At 59.6% G+C, this 23380-nt stretch carries 33 protein-coding genes; 13 read left to right on the top strand and 20 right to left on the bottom strand.

The genetic code is table 11. The features are described 5' to 3' along the window. Nucleotides 1-36 precede the first annotated feature (36 nt). On the top strand, nt 37-429 hold the full coding sequence (locus ACR0IM_RS18755; RefSeq protein ID WP_480594570.1) for an META domain-containing protein: 393 nt from the start codon (nt 37-39) through the stop codon (nt 427-429). Here ACR0IM_RS18755 and recO read toward each other — a convergent pair. Then, nucleotides 413-1138 (bottom strand): DNA repair protein RecO, encoded by a 726-nt coding sequence (recO, locus tag ACR0IM_RS18750; RefSeq protein WP_480682826.1) that lies wholly within the window; start codon nt 1136-1138, stop codon nt 413-415. The genes ACR0IM_RS18755 and recO overlap by 17 nt on opposite strands. Nucleotides 1139-1361: 223 nt before the next feature. On the opposite strand from recO, the gene ACR0IM_RS18745 reads away from it, so the two are divergent. Beyond that, complete coding sequence (locus ACR0IM_RS18745; RefSeq protein ID WP_480682825.1) at nt 1362-1751, top strand: VOC family protein; 390 nt, start codon at nt 1362-1364, stop codon at nt 1749-1751. Nucleotides 1752-1800: 49 nt separating this feature from the next. Here ACR0IM_RS18745 and ACR0IM_RS18740 read toward each other — a convergent pair whose 3' ends face one another. Together ACR0IM_RS18740 and era are read right to left on the bottom strand one after the other, a co-directional pair. Continuing rightward, on the bottom strand, nt 1801-2130 hold the full coding sequence (locus tag ACR0IM_RS18740) for a DUF1491 family protein (protein ID WP_480594567.1): 330 nt from the start codon (nt 2128-2130) through the stop codon (nt 1801-1803). Continuing rightward, entirely contained in the window at nt 2127-3035 is a 909-nt protein-coding gene (gene era, locus ACR0IM_RS18735; protein WP_480642894.1) for a GTPase Era, read from the bottom strand. Before era ends, ACR0IM_RS18740 begins: the two co-directional genes overlap by 4 nt. A gap of 156 nt (nt 3036-3191) precedes the next feature. Between era and ACR0IM_RS18730 the strand changes: the two genes are divergently transcribed. Continuing rightward, entirely contained in the window at nt 3192-4568 is a 1377-nt protein-coding gene (locus tag ACR0IM_RS18730; protein ID WP_480682824.1) for a multicopper oxidase family protein, read from the top strand. A 124-nt stretch (nt 4569-4692) separates the two neighbouring features. Here the strand turns inward: ACR0IM_RS18730 and rnc are convergent, their stop codons facing one another. The 9 genes from rnc to folK form a co-directional block, all read right to left on the bottom strand. Beyond that, on the bottom strand, nt 4693-5373 hold the full coding sequence (gene rnc / locus ACR0IM_RS18725; RefSeq protein WP_480642892.1) for a ribonuclease III: 681 nt from the start codon (nt 5371-5373) through the stop codon (nt 4693-4695). Beyond that, a complete protein-coding gene (gene lepB / locus ACR0IM_RS18720) occupies nt 5370-6209 on the bottom strand; it encodes a signal peptidase I (RefSeq protein WP_480594563.1) in 840 nt (279 codons plus the stop codon). Before lepB ends, rnc begins: the two co-directional genes overlap by 4 nt. A gap of 56 nt (nt 6210-6265) precedes the next feature. Further along, nucleotides 6266-6685: a holo-ACP synthase gene (acpS, locus tag ACR0IM_RS18715; RefSeq protein ID WP_480594562.1), complete on the bottom strand. Its 420-nt coding sequence runs from the start codon at nt 6683-6685 to the stop codon at nt 6266-6268. Then, nucleotides 6682-7152, bottom strand: coding sequence for a hypothetical protein (locus ACR0IM_RS18710; protein WP_480642891.1), 471 nt, complete (start codon nt 7150-7152; stop codon nt 6682-6684). Before ACR0IM_RS18710 ends, acpS begins: the two co-directional genes overlap by 4 nt. Next, nucleotides 7152-7898 carry a pyridoxine 5'-phosphate synthase gene (locus ACR0IM_RS18705; protein ID WP_480682823.1) on the bottom strand — a complete coding sequence of 249 codons (747 nt, stop codon included), beginning with the start codon at nt 7896-7898 and terminating at the stop codon, nt 7152-7154. The genes ACR0IM_RS18710 and ACR0IM_RS18705 overlap by 1 nt, the downstream gene beginning before the upstream one ends. After that, the gene (locus ACR0IM_RS18700; RefSeq protein ID WP_480682822.1) at nt 7891-8589 is read right to left on the bottom strand and encodes a DUF2062 domain-containing protein; all 699 of its coding nucleotides are present in this window, start codon (nt 8587-8589) and stop codon (nt 7891-7893) included. The genes ACR0IM_RS18705 and ACR0IM_RS18700 overlap by 8 nt, the downstream gene beginning before the upstream one ends. Nucleotides 8590-8605: 16 nt before the next feature. Beyond that, nucleotides 8606-10738 (bottom strand): RelA/SpoT family protein, encoded by a 2133-nt coding sequence (locus ACR0IM_RS18695; RefSeq protein WP_480594558.1) that lies wholly within the window; start codon nt 10736-10738, stop codon nt 8606-8608. Nucleotides 10739-10764: 26 nt separating this feature from the next. After that, complete coding sequence (rpoZ, locus tag ACR0IM_RS18690) at nt 10765-11118, bottom strand: DNA-directed RNA polymerase subunit omega (RefSeq protein WP_480594557.1); 354 nt, start codon at nt 11116-11118, stop codon at nt 10765-10767. Nucleotides 11119-11212: 94 nt separating this feature from the next. Next, nucleotides 11213-11782, bottom strand: coding sequence for a 2-amino-4-hydroxy-6-hydroxymethyldihydropteridine diphosphokinase (gene folK, locus ACR0IM_RS18685; RefSeq protein WP_480594556.1), 570 nt, complete (start codon nt 11780-11782; stop codon nt 11213-11215). Between the two features lie 140 nt (nt 11783-11922). Here folK and ACR0IM_RS18680 point away from each other — a divergent pair, with 140 nt between their 5' ends. The 7 genes from ACR0IM_RS18680 (at nt 11923) to ACR0IM_RS18650 (ending at nt 16376) form a co-directional block, all read left to right on the top strand. Beyond that, nucleotides 11923-12498: a LabA-like NYN domain-containing protein gene (locus ACR0IM_RS18680; RefSeq protein WP_058283597.1), complete on the top strand. Its 576-nt coding sequence runs from the start codon at nt 11923-11925 to the stop codon at nt 12496-12498. A gap of 196 nt (nt 12499-12694) precedes the next feature. After that, complete coding sequence (gene ispH / locus ACR0IM_RS18675; protein ID WP_480682821.1) at nt 12695-13645, top strand: 4-hydroxy-3-methylbut-2-enyl diphosphate reductase; 951 nt, start codon at nt 12695-12697, stop codon at nt 13643-13645. Beyond that, nucleotides 13642-14094, top strand: coding sequence for a DUF3429 domain-containing protein (locus tag ACR0IM_RS18670; RefSeq protein WP_480682820.1), 453 nt, complete (start codon nt 13642-13644; stop codon nt 14092-14094). The genes ispH and ACR0IM_RS18670 overlap by 4 nt, the downstream gene beginning before the upstream one ends. After that, complete coding sequence (locus ACR0IM_RS18665; RefSeq protein ID WP_480594552.1) at nt 14091-14675, top strand: class I SAM-dependent DNA methyltransferase; 585 nt, start codon at nt 14091-14093, stop codon at nt 14673-14675. The genes ACR0IM_RS18670 and ACR0IM_RS18665 overlap by 4 nt, the downstream gene beginning before the upstream one ends. Further along, nucleotides 14668-15135, top strand: coding sequence for a ribonuclease HI (rnhA, locus tag ACR0IM_RS18660; protein ID WP_480642884.1), 468 nt, complete (start codon nt 14668-14670; stop codon nt 15133-15135). Before ACR0IM_RS18665 ends, rnhA begins: the two co-directional genes overlap by 8 nt. After that, the gene (locus ACR0IM_RS18655) at nt 15132-15755 is read left to right on the top strand and encodes a trimeric intracellular cation channel family protein (RefSeq protein ID WP_480682819.1); all 624 of its coding nucleotides are present in this window, start codon (nt 15132-15134) and stop codon (nt 15753-15755) included. Before rnhA ends, ACR0IM_RS18655 begins: the two co-directional genes overlap by 4 nt. An 18-nt stretch (nt 15756-15773) precedes the next feature. Further along, nucleotides 15774-16376, top strand: a complete 603-nt coding sequence (locus ACR0IM_RS18650; protein ID WP_480642881.1) for a COG3904 family protein — start codon at nt 15774-15776, stop codon at nt 16374-16376. Between the two features lie 2 nt (nt 16377-16378). On the opposite strand, the gene speB is transcribed toward ACR0IM_RS18650, so the two are convergent. The 6 genes from speB to def (ACR0IM_RS18620) form a co-directional block, all read right to left on the bottom strand. Then, nucleotides 16379-17200 (bottom strand): agmatinase, encoded by an 822-nt coding sequence (gene speB / locus ACR0IM_RS18645; protein WP_480642880.1) that lies wholly within the window; start codon nt 17198-17200, stop codon nt 16379-16381. Between the two features lie 62 nt (nt 17201-17262). Next, the gene (locus tag ACR0IM_RS18640) at nt 17263-17499 is read right to left on the bottom strand and encodes a GlsB/YeaQ/YmgE family stress response membrane protein (RefSeq protein WP_480642878.1); all 237 of its coding nucleotides are present in this window, start codon (nt 17497-17499) and stop codon (nt 17263-17265) included. A gap of 1 nt (nt 17500) precedes the next feature. Next, nucleotides 17501-17737 carry a hypothetical protein gene (locus tag ACR0IM_RS18635; RefSeq protein ID WP_170328331.1) on the bottom strand — a complete coding sequence of 79 codons (237 nt, stop codon included), beginning with the start codon at nt 17735-17737 and terminating at the stop codon, nt 17501-17503. A gap of 5 nt (nt 17738-17742) precedes the next feature. Continuing rightward, nucleotides 17743-18657, bottom strand: coding sequence for a methionyl-tRNA formyltransferase (fmt, locus tag ACR0IM_RS18630; protein WP_480682834.1), 915 nt, complete (start codon nt 18655-18657; stop codon nt 17743-17745). Nucleotides 18658-18659: 2 nt separating this feature from the next. Then, a complete protein-coding gene (gene def, locus ACR0IM_RS18625) occupies nt 18660-19154 on the bottom strand; it encodes a peptide deformylase (protein ID WP_480594546.1) in 495 nt (164 codons plus the stop codon). Beyond that, nucleotides 19151-19669 (bottom strand): peptide deformylase, encoded by a 519-nt coding sequence (gene def / locus ACR0IM_RS18620; protein WP_480594593.1) that lies wholly within the window; start codon nt 19667-19669, stop codon nt 19151-19153. The genes def (ACR0IM_RS18625) and def (ACR0IM_RS18620) overlap by 4 nt, the downstream gene beginning before the upstream one ends. A 94-nt stretch (nt 19670-19763) precedes the next feature. Between def (ACR0IM_RS18620) and ACR0IM_RS18615 the strand changes: the two genes are divergently transcribed. Both ACR0IM_RS18615 and ACR0IM_RS18610 read left to right on the top strand, forming a co-directional pair. Beyond that, nucleotides 19764-20936 carry a MalY/PatB family protein gene (locus ACR0IM_RS18615; protein ID WP_480682817.1) on the top strand — a complete coding sequence of 391 codons (1173 nt, stop codon included), beginning with the start codon at nt 19764-19766 and terminating at the stop codon, nt 20934-20936. Between the two features lie 4 nt (nt 20937-20940). Further along, nucleotides 20941-21468, top strand: a complete 528-nt coding sequence (locus ACR0IM_RS18610) for a L,D-transpeptidase family protein (protein WP_480682816.1) — start codon at nt 20941-20943, stop codon at nt 21466-21468. Here ACR0IM_RS18610 and ACR0IM_RS18605 read toward each other — a convergent pair. Next, entirely contained in the window at nt 21465-21818 is a 354-nt protein-coding gene (locus ACR0IM_RS18605; protein WP_170447995.1) for a hypothetical protein, read from the bottom strand. The genes ACR0IM_RS18610 and ACR0IM_RS18605 overlap by 4 nt on opposite strands. Nucleotides 21819-22031: 213 nt before the next feature. On the opposite strand from ACR0IM_RS18605, the gene ACR0IM_RS18600 reads away from it, so the two are divergent. Then, entirely contained in the window at nt 22032-23021 is a 990-nt protein-coding gene (locus tag ACR0IM_RS18600; protein ID WP_480682815.1) for a glutathione S-transferase family protein, read from the top strand. Here ACR0IM_RS18600 and ACR0IM_RS18595 read toward each other — a convergent pair. Next, nucleotides 23003-23365, bottom strand: a complete 363-nt coding sequence (locus ACR0IM_RS18595) for a response regulator transcription factor (protein WP_480594541.1) — start codon at nt 23363-23365, stop codon at nt 23003-23005. The genes ACR0IM_RS18600 and ACR0IM_RS18595 overlap by 19 nt on opposite strands. Between the last annotated feature and the right edge of the window lie 15 nt (nt 23366-23380).

Below are 23380 nucleotides of genomic sequence, written 5' to 3'. Positions count from 1 at the left end.
GTTCCGTCGACCGCCCTGCTGCGCTAAGACCGACCTATGACACGCCTGATCCTGACCCTGCCCCTGCTCGCCCTGTTTCAATGCGACAAGGATGAGACGGTTGCCGCCTACGGCGCAGCGCAGCGGACATGGGCGCTGCAAGAGATCGACGGTCAACCATTCGAAGCCAGCGCCCTGCTGCGCTTTCCCGAGAAAGGCAGGATCGAAGGCAACGCGCCCTGCAATAGCTACAGCGGCACACTGAACGCGCCCTATCCCTGGTTCGAGATCGCGGATTTGGCCGCCACCCGCGCCGCCTGTTCCGGACTTGAGGACGAGGGATTCTACTTCGCCGCCCTCATGGCCATGACTCAATCCGAGGTATCAGGTGATGTGCTGATCCTGAGCAACGAGGACGGGCACGAGATGGTGTTCACAGCCGTCGAGTGAACTGATCCACAAACCGCGCCCGCGCTTCGGGCAGCGGATGGTGGCCCAGCGACGGCGCGACCCTGTGTTCCAGAAAATACCCGGTTGTCTTTAGGGCATCGGCAATTTCGGCGTCCGGCGCGGCCCCTTCGCCACGCAAGCAGGGCGGTAGCGGCAACAGCTTTTCCGCCCACTCCCCCGCACCTTGAACGCTGACGGCCCGGCCGGTCTTGGGTGAGACATAGACCAAATCCTCGGTCGCCCCTGTCACCGCACAGGCAGACAGGTCCAGACCAAAGCCCAACTCCTCAAGCAGCGCCAGTTCCCAGCGCAGGTAGGCCAGCGGCCAAATATCGTCCTGACCTAGCAGATCCATCAGTTGCTCGGTCTGCTTGTAAATTGCCGGGTGCGGTTCCCGTTCCGGCAAGCAGAACGACAACAACGACACCACTGCATTTAGCCCGGCCAGCGCCAACCGCCCCGAAAACGCCGCTGCTGCCCGAGACCGCAAGGGTTCCACCTGAAACGTCCCGATATGCTCTTCAAGCCGCGCGCGCCACGACACATCCAGCTGCGCGCCGGGCTGCAGGATTGGCGCAATCTTGCGGCTGGTTCCGCCGCGCACAACACCGGCATGGCGCCCATGACCTTCGGTGAAGACCTCGATAATCGCCGCCGTTTCACCGTGGCGGCGGGAGGTCAGAAGTATGCCATGATCGCGCCAGTCCAAAATTGGCTCCGTTAAGTCCGTGGATCAGTGTGCAGAAAATCTTAAGGCAGTTGCGCGTGCAAGGTACAAACTGGCTCAGGTGCATAAACACTAACGGCAATCTGCCGAACGCCAACCACATTTGCGGTTGAAGGTCGTTCATGCAACACGGCAGAAACACATTGCATGCGACTAAGACACACATTAATGTTCTCCTTATGTTCCAGATGTCAGGATTCTAAAAATGTCACTGAACTATGTTATGCTCGGTTCAAACGATGTCGCTAATGCCCGCACCTTCTACGACGCGGTCATGGCCGGAATTGGCGGCAAAGTCATTGCTGAATACATGCCATACGCCGTCTGCTATGAACTACGCGGCGGCGGGCGCGTATGGGTTTCTGTGCCACACGATCAAAAAACGGCAACACCCGGAAACGGCAACATGGTCGGTTTGTTATGCCAGAGCGAAGAAGAGGTGCGCGATGTCCATGCGGCGGCGCTGGCCAACGGCGGCGTCAACGAAGGCGATCCCGGCCCGCGCCCGCAGTATGGCCCGGATTTTTTTGGCGCATATGCCCGCGATCTGGATGGCAACAAGATGAGCTTTGTCTATTTTGCTGACGCGAGTTGATCGCATTTGCGCCCAGTAAACTGAATGGGTTTTGACTCCTCTTGAAGTGTCAATCCAACCCTTCTTCGCCAAGCAAATGCCGCCCTTGACTGTCCTCGACCTCGATCACCCAGAGGTCGGGGTCAAAGCTGCGCTGGCGTTGGATGGCGGTGTCCACATCGGCCTCGGGGCCGGAGGACAGTTCGACCCATTTGCGCTCGCCGCTCATCAGGTCAAAGCTGCGCTGGAAGGCTACCGCCTGACCGTCCAGCGTGTTCAGCTTGACCATTACTGCACCCGCCGTGTCGTCGCCATGGGTAACGACAAAGGCCGGTATCTCCTGAAAGCGGAGCCGAGCCAGATAGGCATGGACCCAGAATTCGGCCGTCAGGCGGCTCATGCGTTGCCGTCTTTGAAATCCAGACCCATTTCCGAATAGCGCTCGGATTCCTCCAGCCAGTTGGGCCGGACCTTGACCTGCAGGAACAGATGGATCTTGCGGTCGAGGAACTCTTCCAGCTCGGCCCGCGCCGCTTGGCTGACGGCCTTGATCGTCTCACCGCGTTTGCCCAGAACGATGCCCTTGTGGCCGTCGCGCATGACATAGATGACCTGATCGATCTTGGCCGAGCCATCCTTGCGCTCTTCCCAGCTCTCGGTCTCGACGGTCAGTTGGTAGGGCAGTTCCTGATGCAGGCGCAGGGTCAGTTTCTCGCGCGTCATCTCGGCCGCGATCATGCGCAGGGGGAGATCGGCGATCTGGTCTTCGGGGTAGAGCCAGGGACCTTCGGGCAGTTCCGAAGCGAGCCATTTGCGCAGATCGTCAACGCCATGACCCTTTTCAGCGGAAATCATGAAGGTTTCAGAAAAGGGATAGCGCCCGTTCAGGTCGCTGGTCAGCGCGAGCAGCTTCTCGGAGGGTATCTTGTCGATCTTGTTGATCGCCAAAGCGATGGTGCGGCCCTGTCCGATCTCGTCCAGACCTTCGAGGATGCGTTCCACCCCTTCGGTGATGCCACGATGCGCTTCGACCATCAACACAACGATATCGGCATCCGCGGCGCCACCCCAGGCGGCGGCAACCATGGCGCGGTCCAGTCGGCGGCGCGGTTTGAACAGGCCGGGGGTGTCCACGAAGACCAGCTGCGCATCGCCCTCCATCGCCACGCCGCGAATGCGGGCGCGGGTGGTCTGCACCTTGTGCGTCACGATCGAGACCTTGGCCCCGACCATGCGGTTCAGAAGGGTGGATTTGCCTGCGTTGGGCTCTCCGATCAGAGCGATAAATCCGGCGCGTGTGGTCATGTGTTATGCGATCCTGTTTGCAAGTGCGCACCCCTATAGCAGAAAGGTCCTTTGGACCAGAGGGATTTGTCGCATTGCGGTCATGCAGTTATGGTGACAGGACCACATCACGCCGTGCCAGATCCAGCCAGGCATTCCTTCTTCTATGAGGCGACAATGAAACGTCGTGAGTTTCTTTTCGGCAGCGGAGCCGCTACCGGTGCGTTGGGCTTGGGTGGCTTCGGACTGGCAGCCGACGCGCAGGAGCTGGTTGTGCAACCCGCCAGCTTTGTTCTGCGTTATCACGTGACCACCGGCATGATCAGCCTGTCGCCGGACGCGCCACCTCCGGTTCTCTATGGCAAACAGGGTGAGGCGATGCGCTTGCCGGTGCGTAATTCCCTGCCCGATTACACGGCGATGCACTGGCACGGGTTACGCATTCCCAACAGCATGGACGGGGTGCCCTATCTGACCCAGATGCCGATCGGGCCGGGTGAAGTGTTCAACTATGAATTCACGCCTCCGGACGCGGGCACCTATTGGTACCACCCCCATTGCATGACGATGGAGCAAATGGCCCATGGTCTTACCGGCGTGATGGTGATTGCCGAGGCCGATTACCCTGGGTTTGACAGCGAGCAGGTAGTCAACCTTCGCGATTTCCGTCTGGATGATGACGGCTCTTTCCTGCCGGTCTACACAGCGCGTGGAGCAGCGCGGGCCGGTACATTCGGCAACGTCCAAACGGTGAATTGGCTGAGCGGCCCGGTCTATGATCACGCGGCAGGCAGTCTGGTGCGGCTGCGGGTGGTCAACACGGACACGACCCGTATCTACAAGATGCGTCTGGACGGCGCCGAGGCCCGGATCCTCGCCTGGGACGGCCACCCGGTCGAAGTTGCGGTGCAGATGCCCAACGCAGAAGCCCCTCTGCTGGTTGGGCCCGGGCAAAGAGTGGACTTTGCGGTTCAGATGCCAACGGGTGAGGGACAGACCGTTGACCTGATAGTAAAACTCCCAGGCCAACAGCATCAGGCGATGACCCGTTTGCGCGCGATTGGCACGTCCGCGGCACGCGATCTGAACGAGTTGCGCCCCTTGCCGGTAAACCCGGTGGCCAAACCCGATCTGAACAAGGCTGAGCTGCACGAATTCGTCTTCGGCTGGACGCCCGAGGGTGGTGAACCAACCAACGGGTTCTGTGGCTCGCTAGGCTATAACTTCTGGTCGATCAACCGGAAACCATGGCCCGGTGACGCGGCGCAGGGGGTTGGCCCGCTGGCGACGCTTGAGATGGGTAAAAGCTATGTCCTGCGTCTGCGTAACGAGTCGCCGAACCTACACCCGATCCATTTGCACGGGCTGGTGTTTATGCCCATCAAGTCAAACCTGCGCAGCTTGCCGCCACTGACGACAGACACAATGTTGCTGCTGAAGGATGAAATCGTGGACATCGCTCTGGTTGCAGATAATCCCGGGGACTGGGCGTTCCATTGTCATGTGATCGAGCATCAGAAAACCGGGCTAACCGGGTTCATTCGGGTGGTCTGAGTCTCGAATTGGCTGCGCCAATTCGACCGGCAGGGGGCCGGCCCGCTAGCTCTGTTTTCGCCCGACCTCACCCCCGAGGCATGTGTAGCCAGATGAAGAAAGACCCCGTGGCAAACAGGGGCGGTTACTTCGACAGGCTTTCAAGCAAGGTCTTGGCCGCGGCCTGTTCGGCCTGACGTTTTGATCCCGCGGTTGCCTGTGCCTCGGTCCCGTCCTGCAAGCGGGCGGCGATGGTAAATACGGGTGCGTGGTCCGGCCCGCTGCGTTTTATCTCGACATAGCTTGGCGGTTTCTGCCCCCGCGCCTGCGCCCATTCCTGAAGCGAGGTCTTGGCATCGCGGGCGTCCGCCTCGACCATGTGAATGCGATCGCCCCAGAGCGCAAGGATCACATCCCGCGCGGCCTCAAACCCAGCGTCACGGTAGATGGCAGCGATGACGGCCTCCATCGCGTCACCCAACAGGGCCTGTTTGCGACGGCCGCCAGACAGCATCTCGGACCGACCGAGTTTCAATACGGCGCCCAGATCAATTTGACGGGCGACGTCGGCGCAGGCTTCTTTACGGACCAGAGCGTTGAAACGGGGGGCGAGCTGGCCTTCAGACGCTTTCTTGTCTGCCTCAAGCAGCGCGGTGGCCATGACCAGGCCCAGAACCCGGTCACCCAGGAACTCCAGCCGCTGGTTGTCGGGCCGGGTGGCCGAGGAGACGGATCCATGCGTCAATGCGCGCACAAGCAATTCGGTATTGGCGAATTCATACCCCAAACGCTGCTGAAACGCTTTTATTTCGGCTGAAAGCTTCAATTGACCGCCTTGAAGAACCGGTCGCCGCGCCATGTCCAGAAGAACAGCATCGACCGGCCTGCGGACGAGAACATGATCCGGTCGGCCCGACCGATCAAGTTTTCATAGGGCACATAACCCACTCCGCCAGCGGAAAGCGGCAGGCGACTGTCGCTGGAATTGTCGCGATTGTCCCCCATGAAGAAATAGTGACTTTCGGGCACGGTGTAGATGCCGGTATTGTCGGACGCCTGATTACCGATGTTCAGCACATCATAAGTGACGCCGTTAGGGAGGGTTTCAATCGACCTGGATTTTTCGCAAGCGCCGCCAACGCCCACCGGTCCGTTTTCACAGCGCGGGCGCAGGCGTTGCGGACCTTGCGGCGCTGCGGTTTCGGTGAAAACACCATCGGGTTTTTGCGGAACCGGCGTGCCGTTCAGGATGATCTGGCCGTCGCGGATCTGGATACGGTCACCCGGCAAGCCAATCAGGCGTTTGATATAGTCGCGCCCGGTAGCAGGGTGGCGAAAAACGATGACATCACCACGCTCGGGCTCTCCGCCCAGAAAGCGGGAATTCTCGTCGCCTTGCATCCAACCACAGATATCCTCGGCGTCGATATTCAGGCCGATTCGGGGGATGATCAGACTGGGGCAGGACGCGTAGGAATACCCATAGGCCATCTTATTGACGAACAGGAAATCCCCGATCAGCAGGGTCTGTTTCATTGACCCCGAGGGGATCCAGAACGGCTGAAAGAACAGAGTGCGGAAAACGCCTGCAATTAGCAGGGCGTAGACGATGGTTTTAATCGTCTCCCATACGGGATTTCCGGTTTTGACGTCCTCGGCCATACTGCTCTCCGGTTCTTGCGTTGTTGGGTGCTACATGCGGGGCCAAAGGGGGCAAGTCAAGGCTGCGCGCCCTGATCTTGAAGCGGCCGCGCTTCGATCACCACGAAGGCCTGCGCCCAGGGATGATCATCAGTCAAGGTAACGTGGATGATCGCTTCATGCCCTTCGGGTGTCATCTCTTTCAGACGTTCGGCGGCCCAGCCGGTGACGTGCATGACCGGCTGGCCTGTACGCAGGTTTGTGACAGCCATATCCTTCCACGCGATGCCCATGCGCAGGCCGGTGCCCAGCGCCTTGGAACAAGCCTCTTTCGCGGCCCAGCGTTTGGCATAGGTCCCTGCCGTGTCGGCGCGACGCTCGGCCTTGCCCTGTTCGGTGTCGGTGAAAACGCGATTGCGAAATCGGTCGCCAAACCGGTCGAGTGTGCCTTGAATGCGGTCAATATTCGCAAGGTCGGTGCCGATACCCAGAATCATGTGCTTTGTTTCTTCTTCAGATACTTCGCAAAACCCTTTTTGACGCCGAGCATGAAGGCAAATCGGCACAGAACGAATGAGACAAAACCGACAACAACGATCTGGACGGCATATCGTATCAGCCCTGTTCCGTCCGCCATCAGCGTCCAAAGACCCAACGCTAAAACCTGAAACAGGAAAAGCCCCAGAACGATGCACAGGCCGGTCAGAACCATTTTTCTGGCAATGACCCAGCTTTTGAAGGACGGGTCGCAGTGCTTACCACTCCGACCGGACCACACCCCATATAAGAACGCGGCCGCCACGAGTGCGAAGCTCATTGGCATGAGCGGGAACGGCAAATCAAATTCCAACACGCGCCTGACGATGGAAAAGGCCACCAAAACAGCAAAGACGAGGCCCACGTAAGTAACGTGGTCAAGCCTTACAGTGGTTTCTGTCGTGGGAGCCGGAATCTCTCGAGCCATTATGCCCGCGCCTCATCCATCAAGCGGCGCATCTCGGCTATTGCCGGAGTGAGGCCGCGAAATATCGCCTCGCCGATTAGAAAGTGACCGATATTCAGCTCACGCACTTCGGGGAAGGCTGCAACGGGCTTTACCGTGTCATAAGTCAGGCCGTGGCCCGCGTGGACCTCAAGCCCCAGCGAGTGGGCAAAGGCAGACATTTCCCGCAGGCTTTCAAGCTCGCGGGCGGCCTCGTCCATCCGACCCTCGGCATGGGCATCGCAATAGGCACCGGTGTGCAATTCGATCACCTCAGCGCCGATACGGTTGGCGGCTTCAATCTGGCGCTGGTCAGCGGCGATGAAAATGGACACACGACACCCCGCCTTGCGCAGAGGTGCGATATAGTGTGCCAACTTGTTTTCCTCGCGTGCGACCTCAAGCCCGCCTTCAGTCGTGCGTTCCTCGCGCTTTTCGGGAACAATGCAGACGGCGTGCGGTTTATGACGCAGGGCGATCTGTTGCATCTCGGGCGTAGCGGCCATTTCAAAGTTCAGCGGTACCGACAGAACCTCCATCAGCCCATCAATATCAGCGTCCGAGATATGACGGCGGTCCTCACGCAGATGGGCGGTAATTCCGTCCGCTCCAGCTTCTTCGGCCAGTTTGGCGGCGCGCAGCGGGTCGGGATAAGCACCGCCTCGGGCGTTGCGCACTGTGGCCACGTGGTCGATATTCACACCCAGGCGCAGGTTGTTTTCAGTCATCGCTTGTATCCTTTTCCGTGCTCCGGTCCGAGCCTACAGGAGTTGCAATCGGCGCAGCCAGCTCAGTTTCGGCCAGCCGTTTGATTTCATCGAATTTCGCCTTGATCCGGGCGCGGCGGCGCTGCTGGTAGGTCCGAACCACCGGCAGGCTGAGGTAATAACAGATGAACCCTGCCAGAAGCCCTGGCAAGATACCCCCGATCAGATAGGGAAAGAACACTTCGTCATAAAACACGGCAAGACCGCGCCAGTCGGCAACACGGTCCGTGAACATCGCCATGAAGTTGTTCTTAAGGTCGCTCAGCGCCTTGAAAAAGCTATCCATCAGGCCGTGGGTTTCGCCTTCGTCAAAATCGTCGCCCAGCAGGTAGTTTCCGGTCTGCAGACAAACGACCCCGATGGGCACATAGGTCAGAGGGTTGCCGAAGAATGTACCACTGAGCGAAGCCAGAAGGTTGCCGTTGATCAGGCGACTGATCAGAGCCGCGATAACGAAGTGGAACCCATAAAACGGCGTGAACGCGGTGAACACGCCCGCACCGACACCGCGCGCGATGCGTTCAGGCGAATCCGGCAGGCGCCTTATGCGGTGTTTGACGTAGTGAAAGGCCCGGGTCCACCCGCCGCGCGGATAGACGAATTCCGAGGCGATCTGAATGGGCGAGCGTCGGTCTCGGCGCTTGAAAACCACTCCTGATCACCCCTTCTCAACCAGCCGCAACCGCGGTTTTTTCCCGATCACGATGCCGTTCGACCGAGGCGACATCGCTTTCAGCCTCAAGCATCAGCATCAGCGAGTGCAGTTGCTCAAGGTCGCGCAGTTCGACACTGATCAGCAGGCGATAAAAATCCGGTTTGCGATCAACGAATTCCAGGTTCGAGATATTGGCCTTTTTCTCGCCGATCAATGTGCAAATGCGTCCCAAGACCCCTGCGTCGTTGCCGATGGTCAGATCCAGCGCCACACCATAGACGGCCGGGTGCGTACCCGAATGCCAGTGCAGGTCGACCCAACGGTCAGGTTCGCCTTCGAATTCGGACAGGCGGTCGCAATCGATGGCATGCACGACCACGCCCCTGCCGCGATAGGTGATACCGACGATGCGTTCACCCGGCAGAGGCTGACAGCACGGCGCACGTTCGAATTTTTGCCCCGGCTCCAGACCAATTACCGCGCGGCGCGGCGAGATTGCGTCGCCCTCGTCCTGCGTCAGTTCCGGATAGACCGCGCTGACCACATCATGTGCCGTTAGCTCGGCACTGCCGAGACGGGCCAGCAGCTCGTGCCGGTCTTTCAGGCGCAGGTGTTTGGCGGCGGTGTCCAGCGCCTTGTCCGTGGCCTTGCGACCCACGTGGTCAAAACCCGAACGCGCCAGTTCCTTGCCCAGCTTGATGAACCGTTCGCGGTCGACCTCGCGCAAGGCGCGGCGAATGGATGTGCGAGCCTTGCCTGTGACCGCGATCTCAAGCCACGTGACTTGAGGGGTCTGGCCATCTGCGGTGATGATGTCCACAGATTGCCCATTCTTGATCCGGGTCCAGAGCGGTACGCGGATGCCATCGACCTTGGCGCCCACGCAGGCGTGACCGATCCGGGTGTGGATGGCATAGGCAAAATCAATCGGTGTCGCACCACGTGGCAGCTTCACCACATCGCCTTTGGGTGTAAAGCAGAACACCTGGTCTGAATACATCTCGAGCTTGACGGCTTCGAGGAAATCCTCGTGATCCTCTTCGCTGTCGAACTGTTCGGTCAGATTGGCGATCCACTTCGCCGGATCTACCGCAAAAGGGTTTTCTGAGCGCACGCCATCGCGATAGGACCAATGCGCCGCAACCCCGGTTTCCGCCACGTCATGCATCTGGCGGGTGCGGATTTGGACCTCGACCCGTTTACCGTCACGGCCAGAAACCGTTGTGTGGATCGAGCGATACCCGTTGGATTTTGGCTGACTGATGTAATCCTTGAACCGCCCCGGCACCGCGCGCCAGCGCTGGTGGATCGCGCCAAGGGTGCGATAGCAGTCTTCCTCGGTCTGGGTAATGATACGGAAACCGTAGATATCGGACAGGCGCGAGAAGCCCTGATCCTTTTCCTGCATCTTGCGCCAGATCGAATAGGGTTTCTTGGCGCGGCCAAACACTTCGGCATCGATACCCGCTTTTTCCAATTCGTGGCGCATGTCACCGGTGATCCGGTGGATCACGTCGCCCGTTTCGCGCTGCAGAGTGATAAAGCGACGGATTATCGATTGGCGACCTTCGGGGTTCAGAACACGAAAGGCGAGGTCTTCCAACTCCTCACGCATCCACTGCATCCCCATCCGGCCCGCAAGCGGCGCGTAGATATCCATCGTCTCGCGCGCTTTGACGATCTGCTTTTCGGGGCGCATCGCCTTGATCGTACGCATGTTGTGCAGACGGTCAGCCAGTTTGACCAAAATGACCCGCAAGTCCTTGGACATGGCCATGAACAGCTTTCGGAAGTTCTCGGCCTGCTTGGTTTCGCGGCTGGAGAGCTGCAGATTGGTCAGCTTGGTGACGCCATCGACCAGTTTGGCGACCTCATCGCCGAACAACTCGGACACCTTGCTGTAATTGGCCTTGGTGTCCTCGATTGTGTCGTGCAGCAGCGCCGTAATTATGGTCGCATCATCCAAACGCTGTTCGGTCAGGATGGCGGCAACGGCAACGGGGTGCGAAAAATAGGGCTCGCCGGAATGGCGAAACTGGCCCTCGTGCATTTGCTGCCCGAACGCATAGGCTCGGGCGATGCGGTCAGCATTTGTCTTGGGGTTGTAGTTGCGGACCAGCGCAATCAGGTCGTCAGCAGAAATCATCCGGTCCGCACCTTCGTGTTTGGGAATTACCCCTGGCCTTGAGCCTCCATCAGAGCGCGCAGCAGCTTCTCCTCCGACATGTCGTCATCGGCCGGTTTGTCCGTTTCCGCACCCATCAGCAGAGCCATCTGATCTTCTTCGGGCTCGTCCACCTCGATCTGAGTCTGGTTCGCCTCGATCAGGCGCTCGCGAAGCTCATCGGCGCTCTGGGTTTCATCGGCGATCTCGCGCAGCGACACGACAGGGTTCTTGTCGTTGTCACGGTCGACGGTGATCGACGCACCGGCGGAAATCTCGCGCGCACGATGGGCGGCAAGCATCACCAGTTCAAACCGGTTCGGAACCTTGTCTACGCAATCTTCAACCGTCACGCGGGCCATGGGGCGCTCTCCGTTACTGAATCCATGTCAGGAAGACGTTTATCTAAGCGCGAATCCCTGCCTTGACAAGCAAGAAATGCCGCAAATGCATCATTCAAAGGGGCGTCACCGCCGCAATATCCTCGGCAGGCAGCTCTGCCAGCATCTCGGTGACGGTCAGCCCCAGTACCGGGTGACGCCAGTCAGGGGCCACATCCGCCATAGGAACCAACACGAAGGCGCGATCCTGCAAGCGCGGATGCGGCAGGATTAGCTGATCCGGAGTTTGCTGCGTCTGCGCCTCGGGCGGCAGCGCATGCCACCGGTCAAACACGGTGCGATCCGGCAGAATCAAATCGCCGTAGCAGACCAGATCCAAATCCAGCGTGCGCATCCCCCAACGCTGCACCCGCTCGCGGCCGAATTCATGTTCGACCTCATGCAGCACCTGCAACAGTTCGCTCGGGGTCTTGTCGGTCTCGATCAGGGCGGCGGCGTTCACGTAATCCGGCCCAGCGCCAGGCGGAAAACACGGGGTCTCAAAAAAGCGGCTGACAGTGCGAATCACCACACCATGACGCGAGATCGCGTCAATTCCCTTTTTAAGTGTCACGTTGGGTTCTAATTCTCTCAAACTGAGATTTCCACCCAGTGCAATCACCGCTTCAGTTGAAAAATTGCTCATAAGACTCCCTATATCCGGCGAATTGCGTGCTTGCGATACACATCAAATGCCCTAATTATAGGTGTATCAGCGTGCCGCATTTATTCTAGCTCACTCACCTAACACTCGGTGTCGCTGGTTTGTACCGGAAGGAACTATTTATGTTTTATAAAGACGAACGGCTAGCGCTGTTCATCGACGGCTCGAATCTTTATGCGGCCGCAAAAGCACTGGGGTTTGACATCGACTACAAGTTGCTGCGCCAAGAGTTCATGCGCCGCGGCAAGATGCTTCGTGCTTTCTATTACACTGCGCTGCTCGAAAACGACGAGTATTCGCCGATCCGTCCTCTGGTTGACTGGCTGCATTACAACGGCTTCACCATGGTGACAAAACCGGCAAAAGAATACACCGACAGCATGGGGCGTCGGAAAGTCAAGGGAAACATGGACATCGAACTGACTGTCGATGCCATGGAACTGGCGCCACGCGTCGATCATATCGTGCTGTTCTCGGGCGATGGGGATTTCCGCCCGCTGATTGCCAGCCTGCAACGTCAAGGCGTGCGTGTGTCGGTCGTCTCGACCATTCGCAGCCAGCCGCCGATGATCTCGGACGAGCTGCGCCGTCAGGCTGACAACTTCATCGAACTGGAAGACCTGCGCGACGTGATCGGGCGGCCTCCCCGTGAAATGCCGATGGAGCCGCGCAGCGTTGCGGCTGCCGGTGGGCAGTAAAACCCCGGCCACTCACCAAACCGGGGTTAAAGAAACAGGCGCGGTCAGGGTATGAAAACCTGACCGTGCCTTTTTAACTAAGAACAGGTGCTGAAAACGCCTTATGGCTAGCACCGATTCATGTCAGGCAAATGACAAGTTGGCGTCTGGACCAGGGCCGGGAAAAGACTTACCTGTGGCCTATGGAGACCGCTACATGACCAAGCCCCCTCTGACCCTTTACCTTGCCGCCCCGCGCGGCTTTTGCGCCGGTGTGGACCGGGCCATCAAGATCGTCGAAATGGCGCTGCAGAAATGGGGCGCTCCTGTCTATGTGCGCCACGAGATCGTGCACAACAAATTCGTCGTTGACGGGCTGCGCGCGCAGGGTGCCGTGTTTGTCGAGGAGCTGGACGAATGCCCCGATGACCGGCCTGTGATCTTTTCCGCCCATGGCGTACCGAAATCCGTACCCGCCACGGCCGCCCAACGCGAGATGATCTATGTCGACGCTACCTGCCCTCTGGTCTCCAAAGTGCATGTCGAAGCCCAACGCCACGCCGATGCCGGTTTGCAGATGATCATGATTGGCCACAAGGGCCACCCTGAAACGGTCGGCACCATGGGGCAATTGCCAGATGGTGAGGTTCTGCTGGTCGAAACTGTCGAAGATGTGGCCACCGTACAGGTGCGCAATCCGGACAAGCTGGCCTATGTCACCCAGACCACCCTTTCGGTGGACGACACCAAGGATATCGTTGCCGCGCTCGAAACGCGTTTCCCGGCCATCGTCGGCCCCCACAAGGAAGACATCTGCTACGCCACCACCAACCGGCAAGAGGCCGTGAAAGCCGTGGCCCCAAAATCGGATGCTCTGCTGGTGGTCGGCGCTCCAAACTCGTCGAACTCACGCCGTTTGGTCGAAGTCGCCTCGCGCGCCGGGTGCACCTATACGCAACTGGTGCAACGCGCGACCGATATCGACTGGCGCGCGCTTCAGGGTATCTCGTCCGTGGCCATCACCGCGGGCGCATCGGCCCCCGAAGTTCTGGTCAATGAAGTGATCGACGCATTCCGGGATCATTTCGACGTGACCGTCGAAATGGTCGAAACCGCCGTCGAGAACGTCGAGTTCAAGGTCCCTCGCGTTCTGAGGCAACCCGCATGAGGGGCATTCCAAGGGCCCCGCTATTTCTGGGGCTGGCTGGGCTGATCCCGTTCATCTGGGGCGCACTGACCTATCTGAACGATGATCTGCACGCCTGGGGAACACAGACGCTTGGATCGCGCTTTGTGGGGCCGTATGTGCAGCTGTTCTACGGTTCGGTGATCCTCAGCTTCATGTCGGGGGTCCTGTGGGGGTTCGCCACCAAGACCTCGGGCAGCAAGGCGGCGACCTGCTATCTGCTGTCGGTTTTGCCTGCGCTGTGGGCATTCTTCAAAACCGGCGGCGGCCCGGTCAGCACTGGCACCAACCTGATCTACGGGTTTGCCGGAGTGCTGGTTCTGGACGCCCTCTTTGCCTATTGGCGCCTGACCCCAACCTGGTGGTTGCGACTGCGCGTGACGCTGACCGCCATCGTACTGGCCTGCCTTGCAGTAGGAGTTTACCTGTGACCGACGAAAGAACGATCAACGCCTATACGACCCGCGTGGCCGACTATCTTCAGATCCCGCTGCCCCCGGAACAGATCGAAGCCCGCATGGCCTTTGCCGAGGCGGTAGGTTCTGGCTACATTCTGGATCTCGGCGCAGGCCCCGGGGCGGACAGCGGTTTTTTCATGCGCGAGGGCCTGACGGTGCGGGCACTGGACGCGACCCCAGCCTTTGTCGAGCACGCTCGCGAAAACGGCGTCGATGCGCATCTGGGCACGTTTGACGATGTGACCGAAGAGGCCGAGTATGACGGCATCTATGCCAGCTTTTCCCTGCTGCACGCCCCGCGCGCGGATTTTGCCCGCCATCTGGCGGCTATCCACCGGGCACTGAAACCCCAGGGTATCTTTTTTCTCGGCCTGAAACTGGGCACGGGTGAACATCGCGACGATCTGGATCGCTACTACACTTATTTCTCGCAGACCGAGATCGAAGAAGCTCTGGAGCAGGCTGGTTTTACCATCGACCGGATCACCACCGGCATGGGCACGGGTCTGGCCGGGTCCTATGACGGGTTCATTCTGGTGCTGGCCCATGCCTGAGCTGTTTGCCTATACCGACGGCGCCTGTTCCGGCAATCCCGGCCCCGGCGGCTGGGGCGTGCTGCTGCGCGCGGTCGATGGCGACAAAGTCCTGAAAGAGCGCGAACTGAAGGGCGGTGAGGCCGAGACCACCAACAACCGCATGGAATTGCTGGCCGCGATCAGCGCGCTGGAAACGCTGGAGCGCGCCTCGAAAATCACCGTCGTCACTGACAGCGCCTATGTGAAAAACGGCGTCACGGGCTGGATCTTCGGGTGGAAACGAAACGGCTGGAAAACTTCAAACAAGAAACCGGTCAAGAATGTCGATCTTTGGCAGCGGTTGGATGAGGCGCAGACCCGCCATGATGTGACCTGGGAATGGGTCAAGGGCCACGCAGGCCACCCCGAAAACGAAAAGGCGGATGAGCTGGCCCGCGCGGGCATGGCCCCGTTCAAGCCGAAAAAGGCGCAGACGTGAGCGGGCTGGCCCTGCTGGACTATGCCTCGGTTCTGGTTTTTGGCCTGACTGGTGCGCTGGTGGCCAGCCGGGCGCAGCTGGATCTGGTGGGGTTTGCCTTCATTGCCTGCCTGACGGCGGTAGGCGGCGGCACGGTGCGTGACCTGCTGCTGAACCGGCATCCGGTTTTCTGGGTCGGGCAACCCGACTATATCCTCATCGCCGTCGCTGCCGCAGTTCTGGTGTTCTTTACTGCCCATCTGGTCGAAAGCCGATACAACTGGCTGGTCTGGCTGGACAGTTTCGCCCTGTCCATCGCGGTGGCCGCCGGTACCGGTGCCGCGCTTGCGCTGGACCAGTCTGGCGTGATTGTCGTGTTGATGGGCATTTCCACCGGTTGTCTGGGCGGGTTGATGCGCGACGTGGTCTGTAACGAGGTGCCTCTGGTTCTGAAACAGGGCGAGCTGTATGTCTCCTGCGCATTTGCAGGGGCGCTGACTGCCGTGTTGGCAAACCGTCTTGGGTTTGAAGAGCTTGTCACCCTTGCCGCCTGTGCGCTGATTTGCTGGGCTTTGCGGGCCGGGTCACTGCTGTTTGGCTGGCAACTACCCGTCTACAAAAGCCGCCCGCCTCGTAACTGAGAAAGGTCGATCCCGAGAATGAAAAAGCCGTTGATTTTCACCGCAACAGGTTTCGTGCTTCTGACCGCATGTGCGGATCAATACGAACCGGTCCGATTTGAGGCGCTAAGGAATGAGATTGTGGTTGTCGGCACAATCGACCACACAACACTTTCCGCGTTTGAGGAGGTCACTCGACAGAACCCGCAGATCAAAACCCTTGTCCTGCAATACATCGAAGGGTCAGTGGATGACGATGCCAACGTCGTCTTCTCTCGTGCTGTGCGCGAACTGGGTTTTGATACGGTTGTGCCCTCGGACGGAATGATCGCCTCGGGCGGGACAGACCTGTTTCTGGCGGGCAACCGGCGCGTTCTGGAACCCGGGGCCTGTGTTGGCGTCCACAGCTGGGGCGGCTGGAACATCGTCGCCACCGAAATCCCCGAAGATGACCCTGAGCATGACCGTTATCTCGACTATTACGAGGATATCGGCGTTGACGACGCGTTCTACTGGTACACGTTAGACTCCGCGCCCGCCGATGGGATGCACTGGATGACCGCCGCCGAGGCTGATCGATACGATCTGACCACGGGCAGAGCCCCGCGCCTTGGATCGCCCGCTATCTGCGACGAACGCTAAGCTCAGCGCGACAGCAGCCGCGCTCCGATTTCCTTGACAAACTTCGCCGCCACCATCGCCGTCATCCCGTAGGGATCGCGGTGCGGGTTCAACTCGACAATATCTGCACCAACCAATTGGCCTTTGAACCGGTGGATCAGGTTGATCACCTCTCGGGTGCTGAGCCCGCCGGGTTCGTGATGCGACACGCCCGGTGCAAAGGCGGGATCCAGAGCGTCCAGATCCAGCGACAGATAGACCGGACCATCAAAGCTAATCTCAAGATCGGGGCGCCAGTTCTGCATATCGATCACCTCGACCCCGAACTTGTCCGCCTGCTCCTGCTGATGCTTGTTCATCGTGCGGATACCAACCTGAACCAGTCGGTTGATCTGGCAGGTCTCCATCACTCGCGCGAAGGGGCAGCCATGGCCCAGCGGGCCGATCTGCTGACTGTCATAGAGGTCCGGGTGCGAGTCGATATGCAGGATGTTCAACGCCTCGTACCGCTCGGCATGGGCCTTGATCAGTGGATAGGCCACCGAATGATCGCCGCCCAGCGACAATAGCCGCGCGCCGGTTGTGATGCGGGCAGCCGCACCCGATTCTATCCGGTCGATCGGTTCTTGCCCCGCCATTTCAAACACATCCAGATCGCCTGTGTCCTTGAACCGGTCGGTCCAGCCAAGATCGGTGCCATCCTCGGCGGTCAGGTTGGCCGCACCGGAATGCAGCGCCTCGCGAATGCGGCCCGGCGCAAAGGCTGGCCCCTGCAGAAAAGATGAGTGCAGATCCAGTGGCACGCCCATCAGGGCGACGTCACCGGGGTTCAGATCATACGGCATGGCATTTCTTTCGGGTCGGGTGTTTCGGCGAACTGGTCGGGAATCCGCCCGTTGGTAAGAAGTTAGCGGCGCAAGTACGTCTGCCAGATCCATATCACCAGCAACGCGCCCAGAACGGCACCAACAAAGCCTGACAGCCAGCCTGCCACGGTGATCAGCGCACGCAACAGGAACCCGCCGACCAAAGCACCTACGATGCCGATCAGCATGGTCGTGGGAATATCCGACTCGATCCGCATCAACCGGGTGGCCAGAAACCCGGCAGCAGCACCGATAACGATCAGGGCGATAACAGGCACGTTATTTCCTCCAATGCGTCGGCACGATGATCAGCGCGCCGATTGATGAGATCACAGCATTCAGGCCCGGCGGGCCAAAGCTGATCCCGAACATGATGCGCACGAAATAAAACAGGAAGGCACCGCCCACGCAAATGATGATCGAGGGCAGATAACCGTTATGCGTGAACCCGGTTTTTTCGGACAAGTAGCCCACAATACCGGCAATCACGACGGTGCCCATCAGGACCATGAACATCTGGCTTACTCCGAATTCAGGCGGGTTCCGGCCGCGACCGGCCAGCCCCGCAGGAAGGATTCCGTATCCTGTGCACCCTTTCCTGCCCTTTGCAGGCGCAACAGGTCAATCGCCCCTTCGCCACACGCCACGCGGAGCGTGCCGTTCAGAACCTCTCCGGGCGCGCCCTGCCCGTCGGCCAATGTTGAGGCCAGCAGCTTGACTCGGTCGTCCGCAATCTCGGTCCAGGCACCGGGAAAAGGTGACAGGCCGCGGATCTGGCGATCAACTTCAACCGCCGGGCGGGACCAGTCCACCCGCGCCTCGGCCTTGTCGATTTTCGCAGCATAGGTCACGCCGTCCTCGGGCTGCGGCTCGGGTGTCAGTTCGGGTAGACGGCCCAGAGCCTCGACGATCAGACGGGCCCCCATGGGCGCAAGTCGGTCATGCAGTTGCGCCGTGGTTTCCTGTGACCCGATATCGGTGGCCTGCCGCAGCAGAACGGGGCCGGTGTCCAGCCCGGCCTCCATCTGCATGATGCAGATACCGGTTTGCGCGTCGCCCGCCATGATTGCGCGATGGATCGGCGCGGCCCCGCGCCAGCGCGGCAACAGGCTGGCATGGATATTCAGGCAGCCATGAGCGGGCGCATCCAGAATGGGTTGCGGCAGCAACAGCCCGTAAGCCACAACCACCGCCACATCAGCGTTCAGATCGGCAAAAGCTGCCTGTTCTTCGGGGGATTTCAGCGAGACAGGGTGGTGTACGGTCAGACCCAACGCCTCGGCCCGTGCGTGAACCGGTGTCGGGCGATCTTTCTTCCCCCGCCCCGCCGGGCGCGGAGGCTGGCAATAGACGGCGGCGATCTCATGCCCGGCCTCAAACAGCGCGTCCAGCACCGGAACCGAAAACTCGGGTGTTCCCATGAAGACAACGCGCATGTTCACCCCTGTTTCCTGGCTTTACGCAGCAGCATGTCACGTTTGACCTTGCTGAGCCGGTCGAAATACATCCGGCCGTTCAAATGGTCGATCTGATGCTGCACGCTGGTGGCCTCGATCCCCACGAAATCGCGGCGGTCGATCATGCCCTGTTCGTTCAGGAATTTAACCGTCACCGCGCGGGGGCGTTTCACAGTGGCCGACACGCCGGGCAGGTTCGGGCTGGCCTCTTCATGCTCGCGCAACTCAATCGAGCTGTGCAGGATTTCGGGGTTCGCCAATCGCACCGCCTTGCCACGCTCGGTCGAACCATCCACAACCGCCAGCCGCAGCATCACCCCGATCTGCGGGCCTGCGAGGCCAACACCGGGCATCGCTTCCATCGTGTCGATCATGTCATCCCAGATGGCGCGGATTTCATCGGTGATCTCGGCCACTTCCTCGGCCTTGGTCCGCAGACGATTGTCCGGCCACGGCAGGCAGGTGCGCACGGTCATGCGCGAGCCTGTTCGCGTTTCAGTTTCTGCATCTTGCGCGTGATCATCTGGCGCTTCAACGGCTTGAGATAGTCAATGAACAGCTTACCGTTCAGGTGGTCGATCTCATGCTGCACGCAGGTCGCCCAAAGCCCATCAAAGGTTTCCTGCTGCAAATTGCCATCGCGATCCATCCAGGTCACGTCGACCACTTTGGGCCGGGTTACTTCTGCGAATTGCTCGGGGATGGACAGGCAGCCTTCCTCATAGACGTTGGTTTCCTCCGAGGCCGCAATGACCTCGGGGTTGAACATGATCAGCGGGCGCGGCGCCTCACCTTCTTCCTTGATACAGTCCATCACGATTAGACGGTCCAGCACGCCAACTTGCGGCGCCGCCAGCCCGATACCGGGGGCGTCATACATAGTCTCAAGCATGTCGTCGGCCAGTTTACGCAGCTCGTCCGACAGGTCGGCAACAGGGGCGCAGACCTTTTTCAGACGGGGGTCGGGATGGATCAGGATATTGCGTTTCATGGGGTTGATGTAGGCCATCCCGCCCCCCGCCGCAACGCCCCCCTTGCGCCCGCTGGAATTGTGGCTAGCTTTCCCCCCAACAGACGGAGCAGACATGACTTTCAACGACCTGATCGACCGCCGGGGAACGAACAGTTCCAAATGGGACAAGATGGAAGACCTGTACGGCGTGCCGCTACAGGACGGCTTGGCCATGTGGACGGCCGATTCCGACTATGCCACCGCACCCTGTGTGATCAAAGCGGTTCGCGAAGCGGCCGATCACGGTATCTTTGGCTATTCCTGGACACATCCAGACTATCTGGCCTCGGTCCAGTGGTGGATGAAGAACCGCCACGACTGGGAGATCGACACCGACTGGGCGCTGACTTCGCAGGGGCTGGGCAATGCAATTGCACTGTGTCTGGACGTTTGGACCAAACCGGGTGACGGGGTGGTGATCTTCACGCCTGTCTACCACGAGTTCGCCTACAAGGTGAACAAATCCGGCCGCCGCTTGGTGGAGTGTCCACTGGTCCGTGAAGGCGACAGCTATGGCGTCGATCTGGAAGACGCACAGTCGCGGCTGGACGGGTCGGAAAAGATGCTGCTGTGGTGCTCGCCGCAGAACCCCTCGGGGCGCGTCTGGGCGTCGGACGAACTGCGCGCCGTAGCCGCGTTTGCCGAGCGGAACGGGTTGGTCCTGGTCTCGGACGAGATTCACCACGATCTGGTCTACCCCGGCCACAAATTTGTGCCGATGGATGTGGCCGCACCCGATGCAAGACCATGGACGGTGACGCTGACGGCGGCGTCCAAAACGTTCAATATCGCGGGTCAGCGCACTGGCAACATGATCATCCCCGACCCCGAGCTGCGCGCGGCCATGCGCTATCGGCTGCACACGCTGGACTATGCCCCCAGTGCGCTGGGTGTCGCCATGATCACCGCCGCCTATTCCCCAGAAGGTGCGGCTTGGGTCGATGAGCAGATCGCCCATCTGGACAGTAACCGCAAACTGTTCGACGCGACCATCGCCGACATCCCCGGCCTGTGGTCGATGCCCCTGCAGGCGACCTATCTGGCCTGGGTCGATTTCTCGGGCACCGGCATGGATCACGACGAGTTCGTCCGCCGCCTGCGCGAAGACGCCAGGATCGCCTCCTCCTCCGGCCCCGGTTTCGGTACCGGTGGGGAAACCTTTGAACGGTTCAACCTAGCCACGCAGCGCGCGCGGGTGGAAGAGGCCTGCGCCCGCCTGAAAAACGCGTTTGCCGATTTGCAATAAGGTCATGCGGCGGGTAGCGCGTATCGTCCTGTTGATCTGCCTGATGGGCGCGGTATGGATTGGTTGGCATCGGTTCGGGCCACGTCCACCCACGCCGCCAATGGCCCCCGAGGCCACGCAAATCGACTATATCCTGATCGAAAAATCCGACCGCAAACTGATCGCATCATTGAACGGTGCGATTGTCATGCAGGCGGATATCGCACTGGGGTTTGAGCCCGACGGCGACAAACAGCAAGAAGGTGACGGCAAGACCCCGATTGGAATCTTTCGGATCGACCGACGCAACCCGCAGAGCGCTTTCCACCTACCACTCGGGATCAACTATCCGTTGCCAGAAGATATCGACCGCGCGCAAAACCAGGGCATTGATCCGGGCGGAGACATTTTCATCCACGGGCAGCCGAACGGCGTCACTGGCCTGACCCTGCCCGGTGATTGGACTGCGGGCTGCATCGCCCTGTCGAATACCGAAATGACGCGGCTTTGGAGCATGACGCCCACCGGCACCGTTGTGGAAATCCGCCCCTAGTCCTCGTACCCCAACAACGCAATCGGTGCGTCCGGCGCGCGGTAGAAATCCAGCGGAGCCTTGTCGGCCGCGGCAGTGCTGCGCTTGAATTCATAACGCATCTCGCCCGCTTCCTCGTCATCTGCGATGATCAGGCATTGGTACAGGTGACGCGCACCATCGTAAATATCGACTAGCCCGCGCAATTGCGGCGTGGTTTCGGCCTCAACCGTGAAGCCATCTTTCCACAATCTGAGAATTTTGAAGGTATTGTCGCCAAATTCCACACGAAGGCGGCTGGTTTTCTTCAATCCTGCGATTCGCGCCGCATCCAATTCGGCACTCATCTCCTTAGAAACATAGGTTGTCATAATAAGTTCCCCCCGGAAAACGGACTCCATTGTGCGGCATTGACTGTAAAAATCCAGTGAAGGCGGTCACATAGCGAGGTACAAATTCAACCTGTTGCGCGGAAATCTCAATCAGGGTTGTGCGTCCACGCAGACCCAATGCGCGGCTTCTGACGTGGGATGGCCCCGCACAAAGCCCTATCTTAGCTGAAATCGAAAAGCGGAGGATGCGCAATGGGCCTGTTGGTTGACGGCAAATGGCACGACACATGGTATGACACCAAATCTACCGGCGGCGCGTTCAAACGCAGCGCCGCGCAGTTTCGCAACTGGCTGACTGCGGATGGCAGCGCAGGCCCATCCGGCAAAGGTGGTTTCAAGGCAGAACCCGATCGCTATCACCTCTATGTCAGCCACGCCTGCCCTTGGGCGCACCGCACGTTGATATTCCGCGAGTTGAAGGGGCTGAGCGACCTGATCTCGGTTTCAGTTGTGCATCCGGACATGCTGGACAAGGGCTGGACATTCGAAACAGATGACCACGGCGCGACGGGCGATACGCTCTATGATTTCGATTTCGCGCACCAGATTTATACCAAGGCCGACCCCAGCTATACGGGTCGTGTCACCGTTCCAATCCTGTGGGACAAGCTGCAAGAGACCATCGTTTCCAACGAAAGCTCGGAAATCATCCGAATGTTCAATGCGGCCTTTGACGGCATCACTGGCAATACTGACGACTACTGGCCCGAAGCGATACGGGATGAAATCGAAGAAATCAACGCGCGCGTCTATTCCGACGTCAATAACGGCGTCTACAAGGCAGGCTTTGCCACTACCCAACAGGCTTATGACGCGGCCGTAGCCCCGCTGTTCGACACGCTGGACTGGCTCGACGACCGCCTGTCCCGGAACCGCTACCTGATGGGTGACCGCGTGACCGAGGCCGACTGGCGCCTGTTCACCACCCTGATCCGGTTTGACCCGGTCTACCACCTGCATTTCAAATGCAACCGTCGTCGGCTGGCTGATTACCCGAATCTATGGGCCTATACTCGCGAACTGTATCAGTGGCCGGGCGTCGCCGACACAGTGAACATGGCCCATATCGTGCGCCACTACCACTTCAGCCACGACACGATTAACCCGCACCGGATCATCCCGGTGAACCCCGTTCTGGACTATCTGGAGCCTCATGGACGGGATCAGCGACCTGCCGCGTAGTGTTCGACCATCGCCGCCAGATCCTCTGGCGGCGTCGCGCTTTGCACATAGGCGCAAGCGTTGGGGCTGTGGGCAAAAATCGACCCGTCCGAGAAAAAAGTGGTGTTGGTGACAAAGATCACCCGCGCCTCGGGTCGGCGGTAGCTGGCGAAATCGGCCACTGCCAACGCACTGCCGGTTTCCAGCACCAAGTCCAGCACAATGATATCGAAGTTCTGACCGTAGAGCGCAAGAATCGCTGCCTCTTGCCCCGGCACCAGCGTTACTTCGGCGCCGTGCCGTTCAAGATGCCTTTTCCACACCCGACCAAGATCGGGATTACTCTCAACTATCAAAACATTCATTCGCAACAACCTCGG

It is taken from the genome of Ruegeria sp. BF6 (assembly GCF_056538665.1).
This window is presented reverse-complemented; position numbering and strand designations above follow the sequence as displayed.